Here is a 22,951-nt window from a genome sequence, read left to right as displayed (position 1 = left end):
TCTTCCGATCTTAAAATTTAAGCAATCAAATCTTTTTTTTGAATTAGGGGTTGCAGTGTAGTGAATATTACATATAATGCGGCCTCAACTTTTTACAGCGAGCCACTTGCTATTTGAAGTTGTAATTTGAAGATTTGCGACATTAGCTCAGTTGGTAGAGCGATACCTTGCCAAGGTATAGGTCATCAGTTCGAACCTGATATGTCGCTCCAAATCTTCAAACTAAAAATTGATTAAGATGCGACATTAGCTCAGTTGGTAGAGCGATACCTTGCCAAGGTATAGGTCATCAGTTCGAACCTGATATGTCGCTCCAATTTTTAAAAATTGAAATATAGATGCGACATTAGCTCAGTTGGTAGAGCGATACCTTGCCAAGGTATAGGTCATCAGTTCGAACCTGATATGTCGCTCCAATTTCAATACCAAGTTTTGTAAGGCGACATTAGCTCAGTTGGTAGAGCGATACCTTGCCAAGGTATAGGTCATCAGTTCGAACCTGATATGTCGCTCCAAACTTCCTCTTTGTTCTATCTCAAGTAAACTTTCAAATTAACAATTAGCTCAGTTGCGTTTTTTAGCATAGTGATACCTTTATTTTGCCAAGGTATAGGTCATTATTTCGAACCACTCTTGTTGAAAATATTAGGTCGCTCCAAACTTCTCAAATAGTAAATCAACTATATCTTTTATGGATATGCCATTAGTTCGAGCCACTCTTTTGAAAACATAAGATCGCTCCAAACCTCCTAAATAGTAAAATCTTCTATATCTTGACGGGTAATAGACCACCAGTTCGAATTACTATGTTGAAAATATTATCGCTTTCAATTCTCTGTAGATTTAATGAGCACATAAGCTGGTTTTAGCAGATTTAAAGGCTGTTTATTTCACATTTGCTAATTTACCTGTCTTTTATATGTAAAATATGAGCTTGCTCAAATATTCCTTGTGATTTTTCAACCATAATAAATACAAGCTTTTACAAACTAATTTATTAGCTGCATGAGAATGCAGATACTGGTGGAGTGTTTATGATACGTATCCAACAACTAAGTGAGTTACTTGAGTTTATTGCTAAGTCACGTTTAGACATGAAACAACTCTATAGCCGATTACAGCGCAATGCTGATTCGACTCGAGTAAAGATGATGTTGGAGTATTTACAACAACATCAACAACATGTGCATGACAGTATCGAAGATTATATTGATGAAGCGCCAACGCGGATGCTGGACACTTGGTACAAAGACATCACTTTTGAAGATTTTAAAAAGCGCTGTGATGAGTCAACTTTAGCTGCCAATATGACTGAAGATGATGTACTTGAACTGCATCTTGATTTAGAAAACCGGTTGATTGGGCTGATAGAAAAGACTGCAAATAGCACTGCTGTTACAGAGATTAAAGACGCATTATTAGACTTGGTAAGGGTTGAGCGGACTCAACAAAAAAGACTGGTGCATAGCGCATTAAGAATGGAAGATATTTAACAGATATTTTGCCCATTTCGATTTTATGTTAATATTTTCAAATAGAGTCAGCTATTAAGCTGACTCTATTTTTTTCTGCTGCTTAAATCGAGTAATATTGCAGATGACCCTATTTATCTCTGTAAAGTTGCACTTTTTATATGATTAATCCCTCAAGTGCTGGTAAGTTAACATGACTTCTATAACAAAAAATCTTCAAGACGAGCAAGCAACAATAGAATTAGGCGGGATGCTGTCGCTATGGGTTTCAGCTCCTCTGGTTATCTATCTATCAGGAGATTTAGGCGCTGGTAAAACAACCTTAAGCCGAGGTTTGATCCAAAGTTTAGGGCACCAAGGGAACGTTAAAAGCCCAACCTATACCCTTGTTGAACCTTACGAATTGAAAGATATGGAAGTGTACCATTTTGATTTATACCGTTTACTTGACCCTGAAGAGCTCGAGTATATGGGCATTCGTGATTACTTTACTGAAAAAAGCATCAGTATTATTGAATGGCCTGATAGAGGGCATGGTTTGATACCTGAAGCAGATCTTGCAATCCATTTGAGCTATCAAGGTGAGCAAAGACAAGTAGAAATAAGTGGGCTGACACCAGCAGGTCAGCTCATCGTAGATAAATTACAATAATAATGACCTAATAAAAAAATGACTCGATTTTTTGCTTTTGTATTTTTACTCGGCCTTTCATACACAGTTGAAGCGGCAAATAAATTAGATAGTGTTCGAATTTGGGACGCACCTAACTCGACGCGTGTGGTTTTAGACTTATCTAAAGCCCCTGACTACAGCTATTTTTCATTATCAAATCCTCAGCGTTTAGTGATTGACCTTAAAAATGCATCAACAAAAGTTAAGTTTGATAGTTTAGCTAAAAATAGCAAATTGATTAATAAAGTTCGACTCAGCTCTCCGCCTAAAAAAGGCACTTTACGTTTGGTTTTAGAATTAGCATCTCCGGTAAAAGCCAGCCTGTTTTCTTTGACGCCTACAGCACCTTATGGCAATCGATTAGTGGTCGACCTAGATAATTCTGCTAACCAACCAGCAGCAAAAAAACAAGTGGTGCAAACGAGTAAACGTTCCACAGATGTGATTGTTGCCATTGACGCTGGTCATGGGGGTGAAGATCCTGGTTCTATTGGTCCTAAAGGGACGTTTGAGAAAAAAGTCGTATTAGCGATTTCAAAAAGACTTGAACGTAAGATTAATGAAACTCCGGGTATGAAAGCGGTAATGACCCGAAGTGGTGACTACTTTGTTAACTTGAATCAACGTTCTGAGCTTGCGCGCAATAGTCGTGCGGATTTATTATTATCTATTCATGCAGACGCATTTACCACACCGCATCCTAAAGGTGCTTCAGTTTGGGTATTGTCTAAACGCCGTGCGAATACTGAAATTGGTCGTGTGTTTGAAGATAAAGAAAAACACTCAGAACTGTTAGGCGGAGTGGGCGACATTATTCAAAACACTGACAGTGAACAGTATCTTGTGATGACCTTGATTGATATGTCTATGGATCATTCAATGGCTGAAAGCCATAGTATCGCGACTGATATTTTATCTGGCTTAGGTAAAGTGACTAAACTGCATAAGAATAAACCTGAATCAGCAAGTTTTGCGGTATTGAAATCAACTGACATTCCTTCAATTTTGATTGAAACCGGATTTATTTCTAATCCTAAAGAAGAAAAACTGTTATTAAATGGCAATCACCAACAGAAATTAGCCAATGCGATTCACAAAGGGGTGGTGAACTATTTTGAAGCCAACCCGCCTGCAGGTACCGCATTTGCAAAGCAAAGTAATGTGAAGCATACGGTAAGAAGCGGCGAATCATTATCTGTGCTTGCTCAGCGTTATAAAGTCAGTGTAGCCAGCATCAAGAAAAGTAATAACTTAAAGTCCGATGTATTACGAATAGGCCAAAAACTGGTCATTCCGAGGGCATAAACTATGGCGATTCAAATTCTACCGCCGCAACTTGCTAACCAAATTGCGGCTGGTGAAGTTGTTGAAAGACCTGCATCCGTTGTCAAAGAATTGGTTGAAAATAGTCTAGATGCGGGAGCGACCCGTGTCGATATTGAAATTGATAAGGGCGGCAGTAAACTCATCCGAATCCGTGATAATGGTAAAGGTATTGCGAAAGAAGAGCTTGCTCTGGCATTGTCACGTCATGCAACCTCCAAAGTTCACTCATTAGATGACTTAGAAGCTATTCTCAGTTTTGGTTTTCGTGGTGAAGCGTTAGCGAGTATTAGCTCTGTTGCGCGCCTAAGTTTAACTTCAAAGCCTACTGAGCAAACTGAAGCTTGGCAAGCGAATGCTGCTGGCTCACAAATGGATGTCAAGATAACTCCGGCTGCTCACCCCAAAGGGTCGACAATTGAAGTTGTTGATTTATTTTTTAATACCCCGGCAAGAAGACGTTTTTTAAAGAGTGATAAAACTGAGTTTACTCATATTGATGAGTGGCTTAAACGTATTGCTATTGCAAGAACAGATGTCCATTTTACGCTAACGCACAATGGCAAGTTGATTCGCCAATATCGTCCTGCTAATACTGAAATTCAGTACAAGCAACGTCTTGGGCAAATTTGTGGCCGTGGTTTTGCTGAACATGCTTTAAATCTGGCTTGTGAACATGATGGTCTGACATTATCTGGGTATTTACAGTCGCCAAGTGATACTCAAGTCACCGATAGCTGCTACTTTTATGTCAATGGGCGTTTGGTTCGTGATCGCTTGGTGAATCACGCTGTCAAACAAGCTTTCGGACGTTTTAATATTCAGCACCAGCCAGGTTATGTATTGATGCTTGAAATCGACCCGCATCAAGTGGATGTCAATGTTCATCCAGCAAAGCATGAAGTGAGATTTCATCAAAGCAGACTGGTTCATGACTTTATATTACAAGCCCTGCAGTCAGTTTTAGAGCAAATTTCTGAGTTAGCCATTGAGCCTGCTGGATATCACGAGAATGTTTCTGGTGGCCACGCCCCGCATTCCTCGCACTTCTCACATCCCTCAGATAGCCCAAGTGGATCTTCTGCTTCTTCTGAGCAGGAAGAGCTGCAAGCCCAAACTCATATTCAAACAAGTACGGGTAATTTTTACCCTGCAGAAGGGGCCCAAGCCGGGCAGTATCTAAATCAAATCGGTGCTAATCACACTGATACTGATAGAGAGTATCAACCAAGAGAAGTTAGCAGCAATCGATTTGGTAATATGTCTGTGCCTGCACAAGGGCATCAATATGGTGGTTCTCATGGGGGAAATTCCAGAGCTATCGATTCTGCAGAGGTAACACCAACCGCAATAGCCAATTATGGTCAATTACTGCAAACTAATAATGATAATGCTTCATTAACACAAGTTAATGAAGTTAATGTTACAGCGGAAACCACAATGCCGCCTTTATTAGATGGACAGTACTGGGTTATCGCAAAGGACAGTCAGTTACTATTGCTCGATATTTCGCAAGCGTCAGTTATTATTGATAAAAATGATATTTTATCAAAAATAAAAACAGGTTTGGTTGGCCAACCTTTACTGATGCCTGTGTCAATTCAAGCAGACGTAGATTGGAAAGAGTTGCTTGAAGAGCGAGATTTATTGCTACGTAGACTAGGTTTAACCTTATCTATTCGCTACCAACAGTTGATAATTAAGAATGTGCCCCCATATCTGAGGGATAGCCAGTTAGCGGTATTAATTCCAGAATTATTGAACTGGATTAAATTAGAAACCCCTTCGGATGAAGCATTGTCATTGTGGATTGCAAAGCATCAAAAGCAATCATTCTCAGCTGCTGCCGAAGTTTGGTTTAAATACAGTCAATTAGATAGCGAACAGAAATTGAGCCTTGAGTCTCAAGCAAAGTCGTTACCGTGGAAAACTTGGTTAAAAGAGAATTAACGTGAACCAAATTAAGCAACCTAAAGTATTGTTTTTAATGGGGCCTACCGCTTCGGGTAAAACCGCTTTAGCCATCGAAATGGCGCAAAACCATAACTGTGAAATTATTTCAGTTGATTCTGCGTTAATTTATCGTCAAATGGACATTGGTTCAGCTAAACCTAATGCTGATGAGTTAGCATTAGCTCCGCATCGCTTAATTGATATTTTGGATCCGAGTGAAAGTTATTCGGCGGCCGATTTCAGACGTGATGCGTTAAATGAAATAGAACAGATAATTGCTCGTGGTAAAACCCCATTGTTAGTGGGTGGAACTATGATGTACTTTAAAGCATTACTTGAAGGTTTATCGCCTCTCCCAGCTGCCGATGAAAAGGTCAGAGCTGAGATTTTACAAGAGGCTGAAGTGCAGGGGTGGGATGCTTTGCATCAACAACTTTGTGAGGTTGACCCTGTTGCTGGTGAGCGTATTCACCCTAATGACCCGCAACGTTTATCTCGTGCTTTAGAAGTTTTTAGAATAACAGGTAAGACAATGACTGAGTTAACAGCAACTAAGTCAGAAGCATTACCTTACGATGTAGTCCAATTTGCTATTGCACCACTTGATAGAAAAGTATTACATGAATTAATCGCAAAAAGATTTAAACTCATGATGGAACAAGGTTTTATCGAAGAGGTTCAGCGATTAAAAGACCGAGGTGATTTGCATTTAGATATGCCGTCTATGCGCTGTGTAGGTTATAGGCAGTGTTGGCAATACCTAGATGAAGAATTTGATCATGATACTTTGGTAGAAAAAGCCACTGCTGCTACTAGGCAATTAGCAAAACGTCAATTAACATGGTTGAGAAGCTGGCCAGATTTAAATTGGCTTGAAAGTGGAGCCGAAGGGAATTTAGTTACACTTATACGACATTCGAGCTAGATTATTCGCCGTTGCTGTATAATACTCAAACTAAACAATAAAACATTATTCAAAAAATTTGTTTTGAAAATAAAAAAAAGGAAATCGAAATGGCTAAGGGGCAATCTTTACAAGACCCATTTTTGAACGCACTGCGTCGTGAACGTGTACCAGTTTCAATCTATTTAGTGAACGGTATTAAGTTACAAGGACAAGTTGAGTCATTCGACCAATTCGTTATTTTGTTGAAAAATACAGTAAGCCAAATGGTTTACAAACATGCTATTTCGACTGTAGTACCAGCACGCCCATTTAATGTTGCGGCACAAAGTACTCATACACAGCATGATGAAGCGCCTGCATCAGAATAATATTTAAGGAGTTTGCTACTTGTTTGATCGCTATGAAGCGGGTGAAACCGCAGTTCTTGTACACATTGACTTTTCTGATGACGACCGAAGAGAAGACATAACTGAGTTACAATTATTAGTTGAATCAGCAGGTGCTCGCTCTGTTGGTGTTATTACCGGAAGTCGACGCTCACCTGATCGAAAGTTTTTTGTAGGAACAGGTAAAGTTGAAGAGTTAGCCGCAATGGTGGCTGCTACTGAAGCCAACGTGGTGATTTTTAATCATGCACTAAGCCCTGCACAAGAAAGAAACTTAGAACAAATTTGTGAATGTCGAGTGTTAGATCGGACAGCACTGATTTTAGATATTTTTGCTCAACGAGCGAGAACGCACGAAGGTAAGTTGCAAGTGGAGCTAGCGCAATTGCGCCACATGTCGACTCGCCTTATTCGTGGTTGGACTCACTTGGAGAGGCAGAAAGGCGGTATTGGTATGCGAGGCCCAGGGGAAACCCAGCTCGAAACCGATAGGCGTCTACTGCGTGGACGGATTAAAAGCATTAATCGTCGACTCGAAAAAGTAGATAAGCAGCGTGAACAGAGTCGCCGTTCGCGTAAACGCAGTGATTTATCGACTGTTTCATTGGTGGGTTACACCAATGCGGGTAAGTCTACGCTGTTTAATGCGTTAACCGCTTCAGAAGTCTATGCAGCGGATCAGTTGTTCGCCACACTGGATCCGACTTTGCGTAAACTAAATTTACCTGATGGTGCCGTTATTTTAGCGGATACTGTTGGGTTTATTCGTCATTTACCTCACGACTTAGTCGCAGCCTTCAAAGCTACATTGCAAGAAACTCGTCAAGCTGACTTGTTATTGCACGCTGTTGACTGTGCAGATGAGAATATGACAGAAAATTTCGAGCAAGTTCAAAATGTTCTTGAAGAAATTGACGCAGATACTATTCCTCAACTGGTCGTTTGTAATAAAATCGACTTATTGGAAGACTTTGTACCTCGCATCGATTACGACGATGAGGGGATGCCTGAACGAGTTTGGGTATCTGCACAAAAGCAAATTGGATTTGAATTGCTTCTACAGGCGATCAACGAGTTAATCGGTGAAGTTATTGTAGAGCAAACATTGAAAATACCAGCGACGGCTGGGCATTATCTTGGTCAGTTTTATGGACTGGACGCGATACAGCAGAAAGAGTATGACGATCTGGGGAACTGTATTTTGTCTGTTCGTTTATCGGAAGCTAATTGGCGCCGATTAACAAAACAGAGTCAAGGCGAATTAGAGACGTTTATTGATGAGTCTTCACTTGAAGATTCAGAAGTAGACGTTACTTGCTAATAACATTTATTTCATCCACTTATGGAGTGCTAAATGGCTTGGAATGAGCCCGGTAACAAGGGAAAAGATAAAGACCCTTGGGGAAACAAAAACGGTAACGATAAAGGCCCACCAGATCTAGACGAAGTATTTCGTAATCTTTCAAAGCGCTTTGGCGGTGGTAAAGGTGGTTCAGGTGGATCGTCAAGCCCTTCATTTAACTCAACCAGCATTATTGTTGTTTTAGTTATTGGTTTGTTGGTTTGGGGCGCTTCAGGGTTTTATACCATTAAAGAAGCTGAGCGTGGGGTCACCTTACGCTTCGGGCAGCATTCAGGCGAAGTTGGACCTGGTTTACATTGGAAAGCAACATTTGTTGATGAAGTTTTCCCTGTGAACATCAAAGCAGTTCGATCAATTCCATCTTCTGGCAGCATGCTAACATCTGATGAAAACTTAGTTAAAGTTGAGTTAGATGTTCAATACCGCGTAGATGATGCTTATTTGTATTTATTCAGCGCTGTTGATGCTAATGCAAGTTTAAGAGAAGCGACAGATAGTGCTTTACGTTATGTGATTGGCCACAACACTATGGATGACATTCTGACCACTGGTCGTGATGCAATTCGTCGTGATACTTGGTCTGAACTAGAACGTATTCTTGAACCATACCAATTAGGTTTATCAATTCAAGACGTCAACTTCTTGCCAGCGCGTCCGCCTGAAGAAGTAAAAGATGCTTTTGATGATGCGATTTCTGCACAAGAGGATGAGCAACGTTTCATTCGTGAAGCTGAAGCTTATGCGCGTGAAATTGAACCTAAAGCGCGTGGTCAAGTAGAGCGTATGGCTCAAGATGCTAATGCTTATAAACAGCGTGAAGTGTTAGAAGCTCAAGGTAAGGTTGCTCGATTCGAACAGTTATTACCTGAGTACGAAATGGCACCAGAGGTGACTCGTAAGCGTCTTTATTTAGATGCAATGCAAGAAGTCATGGCTGACACGAATAAGGTACTGATTGATACCAAGAACAACGGTAACTTAATGTATCTGCCTTTAGATAAAATGATGGATAATCAAACTAAGCGTAAAGTGGTTGAGCCTGTAGCGGAAACGCACATCAATACCCCTTCAAATAATTCGTTTGGTTCTTCAATGCCGCTTGATGGCCGCCAAACTCGCGAAGCTCGTTCTCGCCAAGGGAGGGACTAACTCATGGGTAGATTTGGACTGATAATTTTAGTCATCCTTTTAGGGATTGGTTTTTCATCTCTAATGGTAGTAAACGAAGGCGAACGTGCCATTGTTTCTCGTTTTGGTGAAATTTTAAAAGATGATGTCAATGGCGAAGCCGTTACTCGTGTGCTTGCACCTGGGATTCATTTTAAAATACCAGCTATCGATAAGGTTAAATACCTTGATGCGCGTATCCAAACTCTAGATGGCGCTGCGGACCGTTTTGTGACTTCTGAAAAGAAGGATTTGATGGTTGATTCATACGTTAAATGGCGTATTAATGACTTTGAAACTTTCTACCTTGCAACAGGTGGCGGTAACATCGTGACTGCTGAAGACTTACTACAACGTAAAATCAACAATGATTTACGTACTGAGTTTGGTCGTCGCACCATTAAAGAAATTGTTTCTGGTAAACGTGATGAGTTGCAAAATGATGCATTAGAAAATGCAGCTGAAAGCTCACAGGATTTAGGTATTGAAGTGGTTGACGTTCGTGTTAAGCAAATCAATTTACCAGCGAACGTGAGTAGCAGTATTTTCCAGCGTATGCGTGCAGAGCGTCAAGCTGTTGCTAAAGAGCATCGTGCACAAGGTAAAGAGCAATCTGAAATCATTCGTGCAACGATAGATGCTGATGTGACGGTAAAAGTTGCAGAAGCTGAACGTAAAGCCCTAACTGTTCGAGGTGAAGGTGATGCATTATCTGCTAAAATTTATGCAGATGCATTCAACAAAGATCCTGAGTTTTATGGTTTTTTACGTAGCTTAGAAGCCTACAAAGAAAGTTTTGCTGGTAACAGTGACGTGATGGTATTAGAGCCAGATAGTGATTTCTTCAAGTACATGAAGTCAATTGACGGTAAGTAAATTCTAATTTACTTCAAAAAAACCCGGTTATTACCGGGTTTTTTTATGTCTGAGATTTTTTATATAAACAAATTGAATTTTTTGCACTTTGGCTTAATTAATCAGCTATGACTAATTTAGAAGCAAAGAACTTCATTAAATTTTATTAATTTACAGTAAGTTATAAATATCAATTCTATCTATATTCCCTCAAAAGTATCAAAATGCTTGGTTGTTTTTTGTACTTCTTAAAAAAAACATACAATTCCCGCAACTTAGTTGTGTGTTTTACTATGATCTGGTTCTAATTTTTCGCTATAATGAGCCCCGCCTCAAAGTATAGATTTAGCGATTAGTGATTCTAATGTTGCTAAGTTATTAAAATATAAGAATTCCAACACCCTCTGGGAGATAAGTGGATGAGCAATGCGCCAGTCGATACCGGACGCCGCAGATTCCTGACAGCCGCAACCGCCGTAGTTGGTGGAGCTGGTGCCGTCGCTGTAGCGGTGCCTTTTATCAAGTCATGGAATCCGAGCGCTAAAGCGAAAGCTGCAGGTGCACCGGTTGAAGTTAATATTAGTAAAGTAGAACCAGGTCAATTAATTCGTGTTGAATGGCGTGGCAAACCTGTATGGGTTGTACGTCGTACAGATGCAATTTTAGAACAATTGCCTGAATTGGATGGGCAATTACGCGATCCTGCTTCTGAAGAATTACAACAGCCTGAATATGCAGCTAACCCTGCGCGTTCAATTAAGCCTGAGTTTTTCATTGCTGTAGGTATTTGTACTCACCTAGGTTGTTCACCAACTTATTTACCTGATTCATTCGGTGAGCAAGTCAAAGGTGTTTCGGCTGGATTCTTCTGCCCATGTCATGGTTCTAAATTTGATATGGCTGGTCGTGTATTCCAAGGTGTTCCAGCGCCATTAAACCTTGTTGTACCACCACATCAATATGTTGATGACGGCACGGTACTCATCGGTGTAGACACAGGAGCTGCATAATGGTTAAGAATATTGTTGATTGGATTGATGCTCGCATCCCAATGACGGCGACTTATAATCGTCACGTTGGTCAATATCCAACTCCAAAGAACTTCAACTTCTGGTATTTCTTTGGTTCATTAGCACTACTTGTTTTAGTTAACCAATTACTGACCGGTATTTGGCTAACCATGAATTACGTACCAACGGCTGAAGGTGCATTTGCTTCAGTTGAATACATCATGCGTGATGTTGAATACGGTTGGTTACTCCGCTATATGCACTCCACGGGAGCCTCGGCGTTCTTTGTGGTGGTTTATCTGCACATGTTCCGTGGTCTTATCTACGGTTCTTACCAAAAGCCAAGAGAATTACTTTGGTTATTCGGTATGTTGATTTTCCTAGTACTAATGGCAGAAGCATTTATGGGTTACTTGCTTCCTTGGGGACAAATGTCTTACTGGGGCGCACAGGTAATTATCTCTTTGTTTGGTGCAATACCGTTTATTGGTGATGACTTAACATTGTGGATCCGTGGTGACTATGTTGTTTCTGGTGCTACGTTAAACCGCTTCTTTGCACTGCATGTTATTGCGTTACCACTTGTGCTTGTTGTACTTGTTTTCCTTCACTTAATTGCATTACACGAAGTGGGTTCAAATAACCCAGATGGTGTTGAAGTTAAGAAGAATAAAGATGAAAACGGATGGCCAGTTGACGCTATTCCTTTCCACCCTTATTACACAGTGAAAGACATTATGGGTGTGGCCGGTTTCTTAATCGTGTTCTGCTACGTATTGTTCTTTATGCCTGAAGGTGGTGGTTACTTCCTTGAGAAGCCAAATTTCGAAGCGGCTAACCCAATGAAGACTCCAGAACATATTGCTCCGGTTTGGTATTTCACTCCGTTCTACGCAATTTTACGTGCGATTCCTGACAAGCTATTAGGTGTAGTGGGTATGGGTCTTGCGATTGGAGTGCTGTTCATTCTACCTTGGTTAGATCGCTGTAAAGTGAAGTCTATCCGTTACCGTGGTTTGATCCATAAGATTAACATTGCACAATTTACTGTGTCTTTCTTAATCCTGGGTTACTTAGGTGCTGTGCCTGCAACACCAACGTTAACTATTGCAGCGCGTATCTTTACACTTACTTATTTTGGCTTCTTCGTTGCGCTGTGGGTTTACAGTAAAAATGAAAAGACAAAACCGGTTCCTACGAGGGTGACGCACTAATGAAAAAGTTATTAATTGCATTAGTTACATTGTTACCAGCGCTAGCGATAGCGGCAGGTGGCAACAATGAATTTGTAAAATATCCTGAGCAAGCAATCGATCTGCATGACAATGAATCATTAGAGCGTGGACTTGGTTTATTCCAACAATACTGTTCTGGTTGTCACAGTACACAATACCAACGTTATGGTCGTGTGGCTGAAGACTTAGGTATTTCAGTAGACGATATGCGTCAAAAGTACATGTTCACTGACGCTAAAATTGGCGAGCTAATGGAAAACGCAATTCCACCTGCAGATGCTGCAAAGTGGTTTGGTGGAGCAGCTCCTGATTTAACTTTGGTTGCACGTGTTCGTGGTCAAGACTGGGTTTACTCTTATCTGAAAGGTTTTTATAAAGATGAAAGCCGTCCATTCGGAGTGAACAACACGGTATTTCCACTAGTAGGCATGCCGCATGTACTTGAAGATCTTCAAGGTGTTTCAAAACCTATCTACGAAACCGTAGAAGAAAATGGTGTTGAAGTATCTAAGATAGTCGGTCTTGAGCCTGCAACTGGTGGTACTATGAGTGTAGAAGAGTATGACCAAGCAGTTCGTGATATCACTGGTTTCCTTGTATATTCTGCAGATCCTGTGAAATTAGAACGCGAAGCTTTAGGCTGGTGGGTACTCGGATTCTTGTTTATTTTCTTCATCGTTGCTTATTTGTTGAAGAAAGAATACTGGAAAGATGTGCACTAGACACGAATAACGGGTAAAATACATTATTCGCATACTTTAAACGAGGGGCTTTGCCCCTCGTTTGTTTTGTTTTTTCCGTTTTTCTGGAGGGTAACAATGGCTGTAGCTGCCAACAAACGCTCTATCATGACACTTTTTTCTGGTGCCGATGATTTATATAGCCACCAAGTACGTATCGTCTTGGCTGAAAAAGGTGTAACTGTTGATGTATTGCAGGTAGAACCTAGTGAGAGACCTCAAGAGTTATTGGATGTTAATCCATACAACTCAGTACCGACTCTAGTTGATCGTGAATTAGTTCTGTATGAATCTCGTATTATAATGGAATATTTAGATGAGCGTTTTCCTCATCCTCCATTGATGCCTGTATATCCGGTTGCTCGTGGCCAAAGCCGTCTAATGATGCACCGTATTGATACTGACTGGTATGTACTAGTCGATCGTATTCGTAAAGGTGATAAAGCTGACGCGGCTCGTAAAGAACTGACTGAAAGCTTAGTTGCTTTAGCGCCAGTATTTGCTGAAATGCCTTTCTTCATGAGTGAAGAGTTTGGCTTAGCTGATTGCTACTTAGGCCCATTATTATGGCGTCTGCCTGAGTTAGGTATCAACTTAGATGTTCGTACATCTAAAGATATCCATGCTTACATGACACGCATTTTTGAGCGTGAATCATTTAAAGCATCGTTAACTGAGGTTGAGCGCGAAATGCGCATGGGTATGTAATGAAAGCGATTACACCTAACCGTCCATATTTGTTGCGGGCTTACTACGAGTGGTTGATGGATAATCACTTTACCCCACATGTTGTTGTGGATGCATTTGTAAAAGGCACTCAAGTACCTCAAGAGTTTGTTAAGGACGGCCAAATCGTGCTTAATATTGCTGGTGGTGCAGTGGGCAATTTACAAATGACCAATGAATTTGTCGAGTTTAATGCTCGATTTGGTGGTGTACCTCAGCAAGTTGTTTTACCTATGGCTGCAATCGTTGCGATTTATGCGCGCGAGAATGGAGCTGGTACAGTGTTTGATATGGAAGATGCTTACATGCCTGAAGAAGAATCGGAAGATTTGACTCCAGCGCCGCGTTCTTTCTCAGCAGTTGAAACAACAGAGAATACTGAAGTCACAGAAGAAAAGCCTAGTAGCCCTTCTGACAAGCCAAAAGGGCGTGCACATTTAACTGTCGTTAAATAACGATGTAGTGTTAAAGCCTGATTCATAAAAAAACCAGTCATTTAAAAATGACTGGTTTTTTATTACCTAGCAATTAGTAGTTAGAAAATAGTAATTAGTATCTAAAGTTTGGGCCGACTTATCAGTCGAGGTAAGTCTTTGCCAGCCGTGTGAGTTTAAAAGCGATTTTCAGGCAATGATTTTCTAGATTGTCACTTTCAGTCTCTAATTGATAACGTGCAATAACAGCAAGGTAAGCTGATAGCTGCTCAGAGTCTTGGGATAGTGCCAATAATGTAATCGGTTCTATCAAAGCAGCGTATGGGTGACGACTGTGCACCGTTTGATTAAGCCCTAATGGATCCCAATCAAAACAAACACAATGAATTACCGTTGATGTTAACTGTTCAAATGAAGATTGATCGATTGTAGGCTCAGGTAACAGTTTAATGAGTCCTTCAAATAAGCTTTCGACGCCATCTGCTATATGCTCATCAGCAGATGGTTGATCAATAAAACAAAATTCCCCTAAGCTTAATTTGGCATTTTCTGCACAATCCACTTCAATAGATTTCTTTCTACCTTGATGCCAAGCAAAACTCACTAAAGGATAATCTTCAGTTCCTGCATTGTAATTTACACAGACTAAATGCTCATTTTGAATATCTGGAAAACTGTCTTGAGGATAATGACCGATTACCACTGGTACTGACAATTGTTGATGTGGATGAGTGTCAGTTAGTTGTAAATTGGGATAATTCAAACAGTTGGCCATCAAGGATGATAATGGGTGACTAGTATCAAATGTTGCAGGCCAAAATTGTTGAGACAAGCTATTAGGGGCGATCAAACTGACATTATGAACAGCGTTTGCTTGTGATTTGCTTGATACGGATTGGGCGTTATCATGCTCTTCAAGCTCTTTTATAGACAGATAAGGATTGAGTTGGTTGATAACATTATTATCCCAGCAAGCGTGAATAGCCCGAATATGCTCAAAGTCTAAATAAATAGGCAGAGCCATAAACCAATCTACCCATTTAAATAGCTGTTCGTCCCCTTGGTCAAACTCCTGTATAAATATAGGTCTTTGCTGACTCAGTTCATTTGGGTTATCAATCATAATTTCAGGCAAGTAGGGCTTGTCAGTAATGGGGTGGTGCTTACTCCAACCTATTACTTCAAACTCATTGCTACCTAGTAAACAATAAGCAAAGCCTTTATCGACCATTTCTTTAATTAGAGTCAGTAAAGCAATATGTTCTATGTTCTCACCGGGATTGGCGGCGATTAAATTGCCACAAAACACCAGCTTAACAAATTGAATGCTAGATTCTGGATCATTGATATCAAAATCAATTTCTACTAATAGGTCATTTAATTTGTCTAATCGGCCGTAAACATCCCCTATAAAATATAGGCTAGTATTGTCGATTGTTGTCTTGTGACTGTGCATGGTTAAAACCTAGGAGCAGGATAAAAATAGGTCGTTATTATAACTCAGCAATTTATCGTTACAGCTGATTAATTCTCCCTGAGTGCTAAAAACTTAAGCGAGCTAACAAGCTATGCTATCATCCGCGACTTCTAGCTCGTCATCGATAGCTGTTGCATAACTGCTCGTCTATATTGAAGGATTGAAGCTAGCGCAATCGTGTGTGCTCGATTGAACTTAAATATAGCAATATAGGTGTTGGGACGTTTAATGCTGTTAATGATTGATAACTATGATTCATTTACTTTTAACTTAGTGCAATATTTTCAGCACTTAGGTTTTGAGATCTTGGTTAAGCGAAATGATCAGATTACTATCAGCGAAATAGAAGCGCTCAACCCTAGCCATCTCATTATTTCTCCTGGTCCTTGTTCTCCAGACGAGTCCGGTATTTCTTTAGAGGCAATAGCTCACTTTGCTGGAAAAATACCATTATTAGGCGTGTGTTTAGGTCATCAAGCGATTGCTCAGGTTTTTGGTGCTAAGGTCATCAAAGCCAAAAGGGTTATGCATGGTAAAACCAGTGCTATTAACCATAGAGAAACAGGCTTATTTTTACAGTTAAACCAACCACTGACAGTGACCCGTTATCATTCTTTATTAGTGGAGTTTTTGCCTGAAGATTTTCAATTAGATGCTTGGTTTGATGATCCAATCCATGGCCGAGAGATTATGGCGATGAGTCATAAATCCCTGCCTATATATGGTGTTCAATTTCACCCAGAAGCCATTTTGACTGAGCAAGGTCATGAGCTATTAAATAACTTTCTGACTAGATGCTAACTTCTGTTACAACTTAAACGATAAATCCCCACAAATATTGTCATTTTTTGTGATATAAAAGGCCAATAATAAAAGCACTTGCCAGATGTTTTTAACTTTTAGGCGAGAATATATCATTCATCTTTGATGACAAGGGATTTAATATGACCAGGCTACTGCGAAATGCCGCACTGAGTGCGCTTTCTCTCGCAATTATTTCGGGTTGCAGCGCTACTGCAAGCAACAATGACGCTTCAACTGTATCTAACCAATCTAGCAGTGTAATTGTACCTTTAGCTATGCCTCCGCAGGCAGAGCAACCACTGACTCTCAACCAAATTATGGCTAACCCTGATTGGATGGGACTGTTAGCGAAAAATGCATATTGGTCAGACGATAGCCAGTCAGTTTATTTCAGTCGCCAAGAGCATCAATCCCCTATTGCTGACATATATCATCAAGATATTAATCAATCTCAAGCGACCATTCTTAAGCTGAACCAGTTACATTTAGCGGATCAAAAGCATGGTGTTTTTAACGCTGATAAATCTCAAAAAGCCTATATCTATCAAGGTAATATTTTCGTTAAACAGCTTGCTAGCGGCGAAATAAAGCAGTTAACTCGTCAAAACAATGCTGTCGACAACGTTAAATTTTTAACGTCTGGTGATATCGCTTACATGCAAGGTAATAGTGTATTTAAATTGCACTTAGACACTGGCATGACAGAGCAGTTAGCTGATATACAAATGGCGAAAGCACCAAAAGGTGTTCAAGATCCAGAATCATATATTGCTAAGCAACAGCACCGTTTGATTGCGTATGTGGCTTTGCAACATGATAAGAGTAAAACTCGTGCTGAGTACGCTGATGAGTTGGCTGCGCAAGACCCAACTTTTGCTGCCAAAACGTGGTACTTAGGTGACAGTGAAAAAGTCAGTGAAATGAGCTTATCTGCAGACGGACGTTACTTAGTCGTGTCGTTATCAGACAAAAACTATAGCTGGCGTGCAGAGCACGACATTATGCCGAACTACCTTGGTAAAGATGGCTATGTTGATGCCGTACCTGCTAGAGCAAGAGTTGCAGAAGACAGTAACCCAGGTGAGAGGTTAGTGCTACTAGACCTTGTTGACCATGTTAAAAAAGACATCACTATTGAAGGTTTAACGGGCTTTGATGAAGATGTACTCGCTTCAGTTAAAGCAGAGAATGCTAAAGCTCAAGGAGAGAGTTACAAAAGTAAGACTGAACCGCGCGCTATTCAGTTAATGCAAGACTGGGGCTGGAATCAAAGTGCAATGCGCTGGCATGACACTGATAATAAACTATTAGTGATGATGGAAGCTGTTGATAATAAAGATCGCTGGATCGCCAGTGTCGATCTTAACAGTGGCAAACTAACCACTGAGCACCGTTTACATGATGACGCTTGGATTAATTACACGTTCAATCAATTTGGCTGGGTAACGGGTACTGACAAGTTCTATTATCTATCAGAAGAATCTGGTTATTCTCAGCTATATCTGAAGTCTGCTGGCAAAACGACAGCATTAACCAATGGTGAGTTTGTTGTTGACCAGGTAACACTGTCGCCGGATGCAAACCACCTATATTACCGTGCCAATAAAGATCATCCTGGTACTTACAATGTATACCGAGTTGAAGTGGCTACAGGCAAAACTGAGCAGCTTACGCAATGGACGGGTACCTTAGACTACCAATTAAGCCCAGATGCTAAATCGCTTCTACTAACAGCTTCTAAGGCCATTAATCCAAATGAGCTATATGTTCAACCTATTGGTGGCGAACTTAAGCAATTAACTCAATACACCAGCAAAGCATTTAGCAATTATGCTTGGCAGGCGCCACAAGTCGTCAAAGTACCTTCAAGTCATGGTGCGAAAGATATTTACGCAAGAGTTTACTTACCTCAAGGGTACAATGCTGCGAATGCTGATAAATACCCAGCGGTAATTTTTAACCATGGCGCTGGCTACTTACAAAATGCCCATAATGGTTTTTCAGGATACTTCCGCGAGTTCATGTTCCATAACCTGTTAACGCAACAAGGCTATGTTGTAATGGACATGGATTATCGAGGTTCTAAAGGCTATGGCCGTGATTGGCGCACCGCGGTTTACCGCAACATGGGCCATCCTGAAGTTGAAGATTTAAAAGATGGTGTAAATTGGATGGCGAAGAACGCTAATGTTGATGCAGCTAAGGTCGGGACATACGGTGGCTCTTACGGTGGCTTCTTAACGTTTATGGCTTTATTCAATGAACCTGAGCTATTCCAAGCTGGTGCAGCATTAAGACCTGTTACCGACTGGGCTCACTATAACGCCCCATATACGTCAAACATTCTGAATACGCCTGATGTGGATCCTATTGCTTACGAGCGTAGTTCGCCTATTGAACATGCTCAAGGATTACAAAAGCCTTTATTGATCATGAGTGGTGTATTAGATGATAACGTGTTTTTCCAAGATAGCGTTCGTTTAGTGCAGCGTTTAATTGAGCTTGAAAAGCCAATGTTTGAAACGGCGATTTACCCAGTGGAACCGCATGGGTTTAGACAGCCATCAAGTTGGTTAGATGAGTATCGTCGTATTTATAAGTTGTTTGAGCAAGAACTTAAATAACGTCTGCTAAATGATAGTTTCATAAAGGTATGAAGTTATTAATAGATAAAAAGGCTTCCACTGGAAGCCTTTTTTATTGGGCGGTTTTTAGATAATTACTATCAATTGTTACATAATTTGGCCGATATCATTTATTATCATCAATATATGTATCAGAGTTAAGGTTAGCAGTTGTGGCAGTGTCGGTAGCGGGTGGAGTTAGACCAGGAAAGGTCATTGAAGTTGAAAATAGGTTATATAAGCAACTTATCGTAGGGAAAGAAAAACTGACCCAGCAATTTGACGATCGTGATAAACAGCTTGAGGATTTGGCCAATAAATTGGAAGTCGAACGCCAAGCCATTAAAGCGCGGATGGAAGAGCAAGCTAAAGCGCAAAATGCCCTTAAGCGGATTTCAGAGCAATTAAGCGTTACGGTCATGAATGGCTTAGAGCATCAATTAAGCTCGCCCAAACAAATGCTTGAACAATCAGGCTTAGTTGAATCACAAGTATTGCTGCTCGACTTATTACTGAACAAAGACCCAGATCTGCGCCGTATCCGTCCTTTAGTTGAAAATATCTCTTGGTTGTATACCGATTTAGTTAACTTAATTAATAGTCCTGCCTCGAGCCATAGAAGGCCTCAGCGCTCCGAAGTTAAGGTAACTGATATCAAACTGGTGTTGAATTATATCGGTATTGAAAACCTACAAGCTGTGGTGCCTTATTTTTGCCTACGTAATTGGTTGCCTGCTGGCAATGCAAATCTCGTGTGGACGACGAGAAAGTTATGGCGATACAGCATGATGACGGCTATTGCTGCTAAAGCTTTAGCTGTTTTACACGAAAAAGATGTGGCATTGGTCTATAGCGCTTCATTAATGAAACAGCTGGGTAGTGCAACGATTTTAAATGCCAGCGCGAGACAGTTTGAGAAAACATGGGGCACTTGGCTTCGAGAAACCAGTGCTAAAGGGGATAAGCACCTTTATGATGCGGTGATGGCATCGGAATTTCCAGCTAGTGAAGTGTTTGCCAAAGTGATGTCTCATGGTGAGCAGCTTAACTGGCAAATGTTAGATTTACTGGAGTTTGAAAACAGTAAGCTTACTAAATTGCTAAAAGAGCTAGACTTTAACTATCATTTCAGCGAGTTCTCGCCTGAAAGTGCCATAGTCGCTAAAGCAAGCTGTTTTGCTAAAGTGTTATTACTTGAAGAATCCCGCCTTATCGAGCCACAAGAAAAGCGTGTCATGTTTGATTATTATGAATTTACAGAGCAAGAACTTATCAGGCTAAAAGCACAAAATTATCGCAAACTCGACCTAGTTTAATCACGGTTATTGAGCAGTCTTAAGCTTAATTTGCCTGTGTAGTTATGCACTTTTGGTGAATAGCTAAGTGAATTAAGCTCAAATAACTTTTTTTATGACTAATTATGCTTAGAATTAGCAAAATAAGCACTTTGTATGCGCATTTTTATCACTCTTTATTCACTAATCATTTCAGTAATGAATAGTTAACAGCTAAAAACTGGTATTTTGATCACAATTTAGCTAATAATGTCCTTCAAGTTAGACAAGCAACCGCTGCGATACTAAACCAAAATCAATATAGACAGCGGACTAGAGTGATTTAAAAATCACTTATTAACCAAAGGACGAAAAGTAATGAGCGTTGAAATGAACTTAACACGTGCCCAATTTGATGAAGTCATGGTGCCTAATTATGCGCCTGCAGCAGTAATCCCTGTTCGCGGTGAAGGTAGCCGAGTATGGGATCAACAAGGTAACGAGTTTATTGACTTTGCTGGTGGTATTGCAGTGAACTGTTTAGGTCATTGTCACCCAGCTTTAGTTGGCGCGCTTAAAGAGCAAGGTGAGAAACTTTGGCATCTTTCAAATGTGATGACTAACGAGCCTGCTTTAGAATTAGCAACTAAGCTAGTTAATGCCACTTTTGCTGAGCGTGTTTATTTTGCCAACTCTGGCGCTGAAGCCAACGAAGCAGCGTTAAAGCTTGCTCGTCGTTACGCTCTTGAAAACCACGGTCCGCAAAAAGATCAAATCATTGCATTTGATAAAGCCTTCCACGGCCGTACTTTCTTCACTGTTACTGTTGGTGGCCAAGCGGCTTACTCTGACGGTTTCGGTCCTAAGCCGCAAAGTGTTACTCACGTACCATTCAATGATATTGCTGCCTTAGAAGCGGTTATCTCTGATAACACTTGTGCCATTATGCTTGAGCCTCTACAAGGCGAAGGCGGCATTATCAATGGCGACCCTGAGTTCTTAAAAGCGGTTCGCGCATTAGCTGATAAACATGATGCTTTAGTTATTTTTGATGAAGTACAAACAGGTGTTGGTCGTACTGGTGAGCTATTTGCTTACATGGGTACTGATATTGTGCCTGATATCTTAACCAGTGCTAAAGCATTGGGCGGTGGTTTCCCAATTGCAGCAATGCTAACCACAGCTAAAATTGCGGCACACTTAAAAATTGGTACTCACGGCTCTACATACGGCGGTAACCCACTAGCTTGTGCTATCGGTAACGCAGTAATGGATGTGGTGAACACCCCTGAAGTTCTTAACGGTGTTAAACATCGTGAACAGTTATTCCGTGACGGCTTAGCGGCCATTAATGCAAAATACAATGTATTTGAAGAAGTACGTGGTCAAGGTATGTTATTGGGTGCAGTGCTTAACGAACAATATGCAGGTCGCAGCCGTGACTTCCTTGTTGCATCAGTTGCAGAAGGTTTAATGAGTCTGATTGCAGGTGCGAACGTAGTGCGTTTTGCTCCTTCTCTTGTGATCCCAGAAGCTGATATTGCTGAAGGTTTAGCGCGTTTTGAACGTGCAGTAGCTAAAGTAGTAGCAGGTTAATAGATAAGATTGCGCAGCCCTTGGGTTGCGCTTTTTTGTTTGGGTAACCAATCAAGTGAAGCTTTTAATCTATCGGCTTTGCTTTTTTGGTGTTATTTAGGAGAGTTTGATGCTAATCATTCGACCAATTCGCGCCAGTGATTACGATGCTCTATACAAAGTAGCTGTTGAATCAGGTCATGGATTTACTTCCCTGCCTGTCAATGAAGAGCTACTGCGATCGAAAATCGCTCGTGCAGAAGCCTCTTTTTCCAAGCAAGTTGAAAAACCTTTTGATGAAGGTTATTTGATGGTGCTTGAAGATCTGAAAACCAATGAAGTGGTCGGTACCTGTGGTATCGAAGCAGCTGTTGGAATGGAAGATGCCTTTTATCATTACCGTTTAGGTACTGAAGTTTATCATTCAAATCAAATCTCAGTTCGTAATGAAGTTGAAACCCTGACTTTGTGTCATGACTACACTGGCGCAGCAGAATTGTGCACTTTATTTTTGAACAAAGATTATCGCCGTGGCTATAACGGCCGTATGTTGTCACGTTCTCGCTTTTTATTTTTAGCGCAGCATGCACAACGTTTTGGCAGCACTGTTATTGCAGAAATGCGCGGTGTAAGTGATGAGAAGGGCGATTCGCCTTTTTATGAATGGTTACAAGATCATTTCCTCGGTATCGACTTTGTTGAAGCTGATTATTTATCAGGTCTTGRCTGAATTCGCGACGGCATAAAGAGCAAAAAGATACAAATCTAAAAGACTCAATTTGAATTGAGGACGTCAGGCTAGCTTTCGCGGTGCATGGTCACTCCTTGGCAACCATGCCATCGTGACATTAGTAAATCCATTTACTTCAGATGCACCATCGGAAGCGTTAGCATTTTTACTCTTTACAATAAAAATAAGACCGAAGCTATCAACAAACTGCGTTTGTTGATAG

19 protein-coding genes, 4 tRNA genes and 1 pseudogene are annotated in these 22,951 nt (G+C 40.7%); 23 read left to right on the top strand and 1 reads right to left on the bottom strand.

Going from position 1 to position 22,951, the window contains the following annotated elements; all coding sequences use genetic code 11:
- Positions 1-136: 136 nt before the first annotated feature.
- From FNZ24_RS19365 to FNZ24_RS19280, 18 genes are all read left to right on the top strand, one after another.
- Positions 137-212: transfer RNA gene (locus FNZ24_RS19365), tRNA-Gly, on the top strand.
- 28 nt (positions 213-240) lie between these two features.
- A tRNA-Gly gene (locus FNZ24_RS19360) sits at positions 241-316 on the top strand.
- 24 nt (positions 317-340) lie between these two features.
- Positions 341-416: transfer RNA gene (locus FNZ24_RS19355), tRNA-Gly, on the top strand.
- Positions 417-439: 23 nt separating this feature from the next.
- A tRNA-Gly gene (locus tag FNZ24_RS19350) sits at positions 440-515 on the top strand.
- A gap of 522 nt (positions 516-1,037) precedes the next feature.
- A complete protein-coding gene (locus FNZ24_RS19345; protein ID WP_153916446.1) occupies positions 1,038-1,493 on the top strand; it encodes a hypothetical protein in 456 nt (151 codons plus the stop codon).
- Between the two features lie 172 nt (positions 1,494-1,665).
- A complete protein-coding gene (gene tsaE, locus FNZ24_RS19340) occupies positions 1,666-2,124 on the top strand; it encodes a tRNA (adenosine(37)-N6)-threonylcarbamoyltransferase complex ATPase subunit type 1 TsaE (protein ID WP_153916445.1) in 459 nt (152 codons plus the stop codon).
- Between the two features lie 18 nt (positions 2,125-2,142).
- Positions 2,143-3,450, top strand: a complete 1,308-nt coding sequence (locus FNZ24_RS19335) for an N-acetylmuramoyl-L-alanine amidase (protein ID WP_153916444.1) — start codon at positions 2,143-2,145, stop codon at positions 3,448-3,450.
- Positions 3,451-3,453: 3 nt separating this feature from the next.
- The gene (mutL, locus tag FNZ24_RS19330) at positions 3,454-5,418 is read left to right on the top strand and encodes a DNA mismatch repair endonuclease MutL (RefSeq protein WP_153916443.1); all 1,965 of its coding nucleotides are present in this window, start codon (positions 3,454-3,456) and stop codon (positions 5,416-5,418) included.
- A gap of 1 nt (position 5,419) precedes the next feature.
- The gene (miaA, locus tag FNZ24_RS19325) at positions 5,420-6,346 is read left to right on the top strand and encodes a tRNA (adenosine(37)-N6)-dimethylallyltransferase MiaA (RefSeq protein ID WP_153916442.1); all 927 of its coding nucleotides are present in this window, start codon (positions 5,420-5,422) and stop codon (positions 6,344-6,346) included.
- A gap of 89 nt (positions 6,347-6,435) precedes the next feature.
- Positions 6,436-6,696, top strand: a complete 261-nt coding sequence (gene hfq, locus FNZ24_RS19320) for an RNA chaperone Hfq (protein ID WP_153916441.1) — start codon at positions 6,436-6,438, stop codon at positions 6,694-6,696.
- 19 nt (positions 6,697-6,715) lie between these two features.
- Positions 6,716-8,035 carry a ribosome rescue GTPase HflX gene (hflX, locus tag FNZ24_RS19315; RefSeq protein ID WP_153916440.1) on the top strand — a complete coding sequence of 440 codons (1,320 nt, stop codon included), beginning with the start codon at positions 6,716-6,718 and terminating at the stop codon, positions 8,033-8,035.
- A gap of 33 nt (positions 8,036-8,068) precedes the next feature.
- A complete protein-coding gene (gene hflK / locus FNZ24_RS19310) occupies positions 8,069-9,226 on the top strand; it encodes an FtsH protease activity modulator HflK (protein ID WP_153916439.1) in 1,158 nt (385 codons plus the stop codon).
- A gap of 3 nt (positions 9,227-9,229) precedes the next feature.
- The gene (gene hflC / locus FNZ24_RS19305; RefSeq protein WP_153916438.1) at positions 9,230-10,120 is read left to right on the top strand and encodes a protease modulator HflC; all 891 of its coding nucleotides are present in this window, start codon (positions 9,230-9,232) and stop codon (positions 10,118-10,120) included.
- A 398-nt stretch (positions 10,121-10,518) separates the two neighbouring features.
- Positions 10,519-11,109 carry a ubiquinol-cytochrome c reductase iron-sulfur subunit gene (petA, locus tag FNZ24_RS19300; protein ID WP_153916437.1) on the top strand — a complete coding sequence of 197 codons (591 nt, stop codon included), beginning with the start codon at positions 10,519-10,521 and terminating at the stop codon, positions 11,107-11,109.
- On the top strand, positions 11,109-12,323 hold the full coding sequence (locus FNZ24_RS19295; RefSeq protein WP_153916436.1) for a cytochrome b: 1,215 nt from the start codon (positions 11,109-11,111) through the stop codon (positions 12,321-12,323). The genes petA and FNZ24_RS19295 overlap by 1 nt, the downstream gene beginning before the upstream one ends.
- Positions 12,323-13,066, top strand: coding sequence for a cytochrome c1 (locus FNZ24_RS19290; RefSeq protein WP_153916435.1), 744 nt, complete (start codon positions 12,323-12,325; stop codon positions 13,064-13,066). The genes FNZ24_RS19295 and FNZ24_RS19290 overlap by 1 nt, the downstream gene beginning before the upstream one ends.
- 96 nt (positions 13,067-13,162) lie before the next feature.
- Entirely contained in the window at positions 13,163-13,792 is a 630-nt protein-coding gene (sspA, locus tag FNZ24_RS19285; protein WP_153916434.1) for a stringent starvation protein SspA, read from the top strand.
- Entirely contained in the window at positions 13,792-14,265 is a 474-nt protein-coding gene (locus FNZ24_RS19280; RefSeq protein ID WP_153916433.1) for a ClpXP protease specificity-enhancing factor, read from the top strand. Before sspA ends, FNZ24_RS19280 begins: the two co-directional genes overlap by 1 nt.
- 121 nt (positions 14,266-14,386) lie before the next feature.
- Here FNZ24_RS19280 and FNZ24_RS19275 read toward each other — a convergent pair whose 3' ends face one another.
- Positions 14,387-15,700, bottom strand: a complete 1,314-nt coding sequence (locus FNZ24_RS19275) for a hypothetical protein (RefSeq protein WP_153916432.1) — start codon at positions 15,698-15,700, stop codon at positions 14,387-14,389.
- Positions 15,701-15,949: 249 nt separating this feature from the next.
- On the opposite strand from FNZ24_RS19275, the gene FNZ24_RS19270 reads away from it, so the two are divergent.
- From FNZ24_RS19270 to FNZ24_RS19250, 5 genes and pseudogenes are all read left to right on the top strand, one after another.
- Positions 15,950-16,522: an anthranilate synthase component II gene (locus FNZ24_RS19270; RefSeq protein ID WP_153916431.1), complete on the top strand. Its 573-nt coding sequence runs from the start codon at positions 15,950-15,952 to the stop codon at positions 16,520-16,522.
- Between the two features lie 143 nt (positions 16,523-16,665).
- Positions 16,666-19,149 carry a S9 family peptidase gene (locus FNZ24_RS19265; protein ID WP_153916430.1) on the top strand — a complete coding sequence of 828 codons (2,484 nt, stop codon included), beginning with the start codon at positions 16,666-16,668 and terminating at the stop codon, positions 19,147-19,149.
- Between the two features lie 173 nt (positions 19,150-19,322).
- Positions 19,323-20,465 carry an HDOD domain-containing protein gene (locus FNZ24_RS19260; protein ID WP_153916429.1) on the top strand — a complete coding sequence of 381 codons (1,143 nt, stop codon included), beginning with the start codon at positions 19,323-19,325 and terminating at the stop codon, positions 20,463-20,465.
- Between the two features lie 336 nt (positions 20,466-20,801).
- Complete coding sequence (locus tag FNZ24_RS19255) at positions 20,802-22,019, top strand: aspartate aminotransferase family protein (protein ID WP_102529213.1); 1,218 nt, start codon at positions 20,802-20,804, stop codon at positions 22,017-22,019.
- 109 nt (positions 22,020-22,128) lie between these two features.
- Positions 22,129-22,722, top strand: a pseudogene (locus tag FNZ24_RS19250) (arginine N-succinyltransferase); the annotation flags it as partial.
- Between the last annotated feature and the right edge of the window lie 229 nt (positions 22,723-22,951).

It is taken from the genome of Shewanella sp. TC10, from assembly GCF_009663145.1.
Classification (GTDB): Bacteria; Pseudomonadota; Gammaproteobacteria; order Enterobacterales; family Shewanellaceae; genus Shewanella.
This window is presented reverse-complemented; position numbering and strand designations above follow the sequence as displayed.

Coding starts and splice junctions, on each gene's coding strand:
- tsaE (WP_153916445.1), top strand. CDS start 1,666: ATGACTTCTATAACAAAAAATCTTCAAGACGAGCAAGCAACAATAGAA.
- FNZ24_RS19335 (WP_153916444.1), top strand. CDS start 2,143: ATGACTCGATTTTTTGCTTTTGTATTTTTACTCGGCCTTTCATACACA.
- mutL (WP_153916443.1), top strand. CDS start 3,454: ATGGCGATTCAAATTCTACCGCCGCAACTTGCTAACCAAATTGCGGCT.
- hfq (WP_153916441.1), top strand. CDS start 6,436: ATGGCTAAGGGGCAATCTTTACAAGACCCATTTTTGAACGCACTGCGT.
- hflK (WP_153916439.1), top strand. CDS start 8,069: ATGGCTTGGAATGAGCCCGGTAACAAGGGAAAAGATAAAGACCCTTGG.
- hflC (WP_153916438.1), top strand. CDS start 9,230: ATGGGTAGATTTGGACTGATAATTTTAGTCATCCTTTTAGGGATTGGT.
- petA (WP_153916437.1), top strand. CDS start 10,519: ATGAGCAATGCGCCAGTCGATACCGGACGCCGCAGATTCCTGACAGCC.
- FNZ24_RS19295 (WP_153916436.1), top strand. CDS start 11,109: ATGGTTAAGAATATTGTTGATTGGATTGATGCTCGCATCCCAATGACG.
- FNZ24_RS19290 (WP_153916435.1), top strand. CDS start 12,323: ATGAAAAAGTTATTAATTGCATTAGTTACATTGTTACCAGCGCTAGCG.
- sspA (WP_153916434.1), top strand. CDS start 13,163: ATGGCTGTAGCTGCCAACAAACGCTCTATCATGACACTTTTTTCTGGT.
- FNZ24_RS19280 (WP_153916433.1), top strand. CDS start 13,792: ATGAAAGCGATTACACCTAACCGTCCATATTTGTTGCGGGCTTACTAC.
- FNZ24_RS19275 (WP_153916432.1), bottom strand. CDS start 15,700: ATGCACAGTCACAAGACAACAATCGACAATACTAGCCTATATTTTATA.
- FNZ24_RS19270 (WP_153916431.1), top strand. CDS start 15,950: ATGCTGTTAATGATTGATAACTATGATTCATTTACTTTTAACTTAGTG.
- FNZ24_RS19265 (WP_153916430.1), top strand. CDS start 16,666: ATGACCAGGCTACTGCGAAATGCCGCACTGAGTGCGCTTTCTCTCGCA.
- FNZ24_RS19255 (WP_102529213.1), top strand. CDS start 20,802: ATGAGCGTTGAAATGAACTTAACACGTGCCCAATTTGATGAAGTCATG.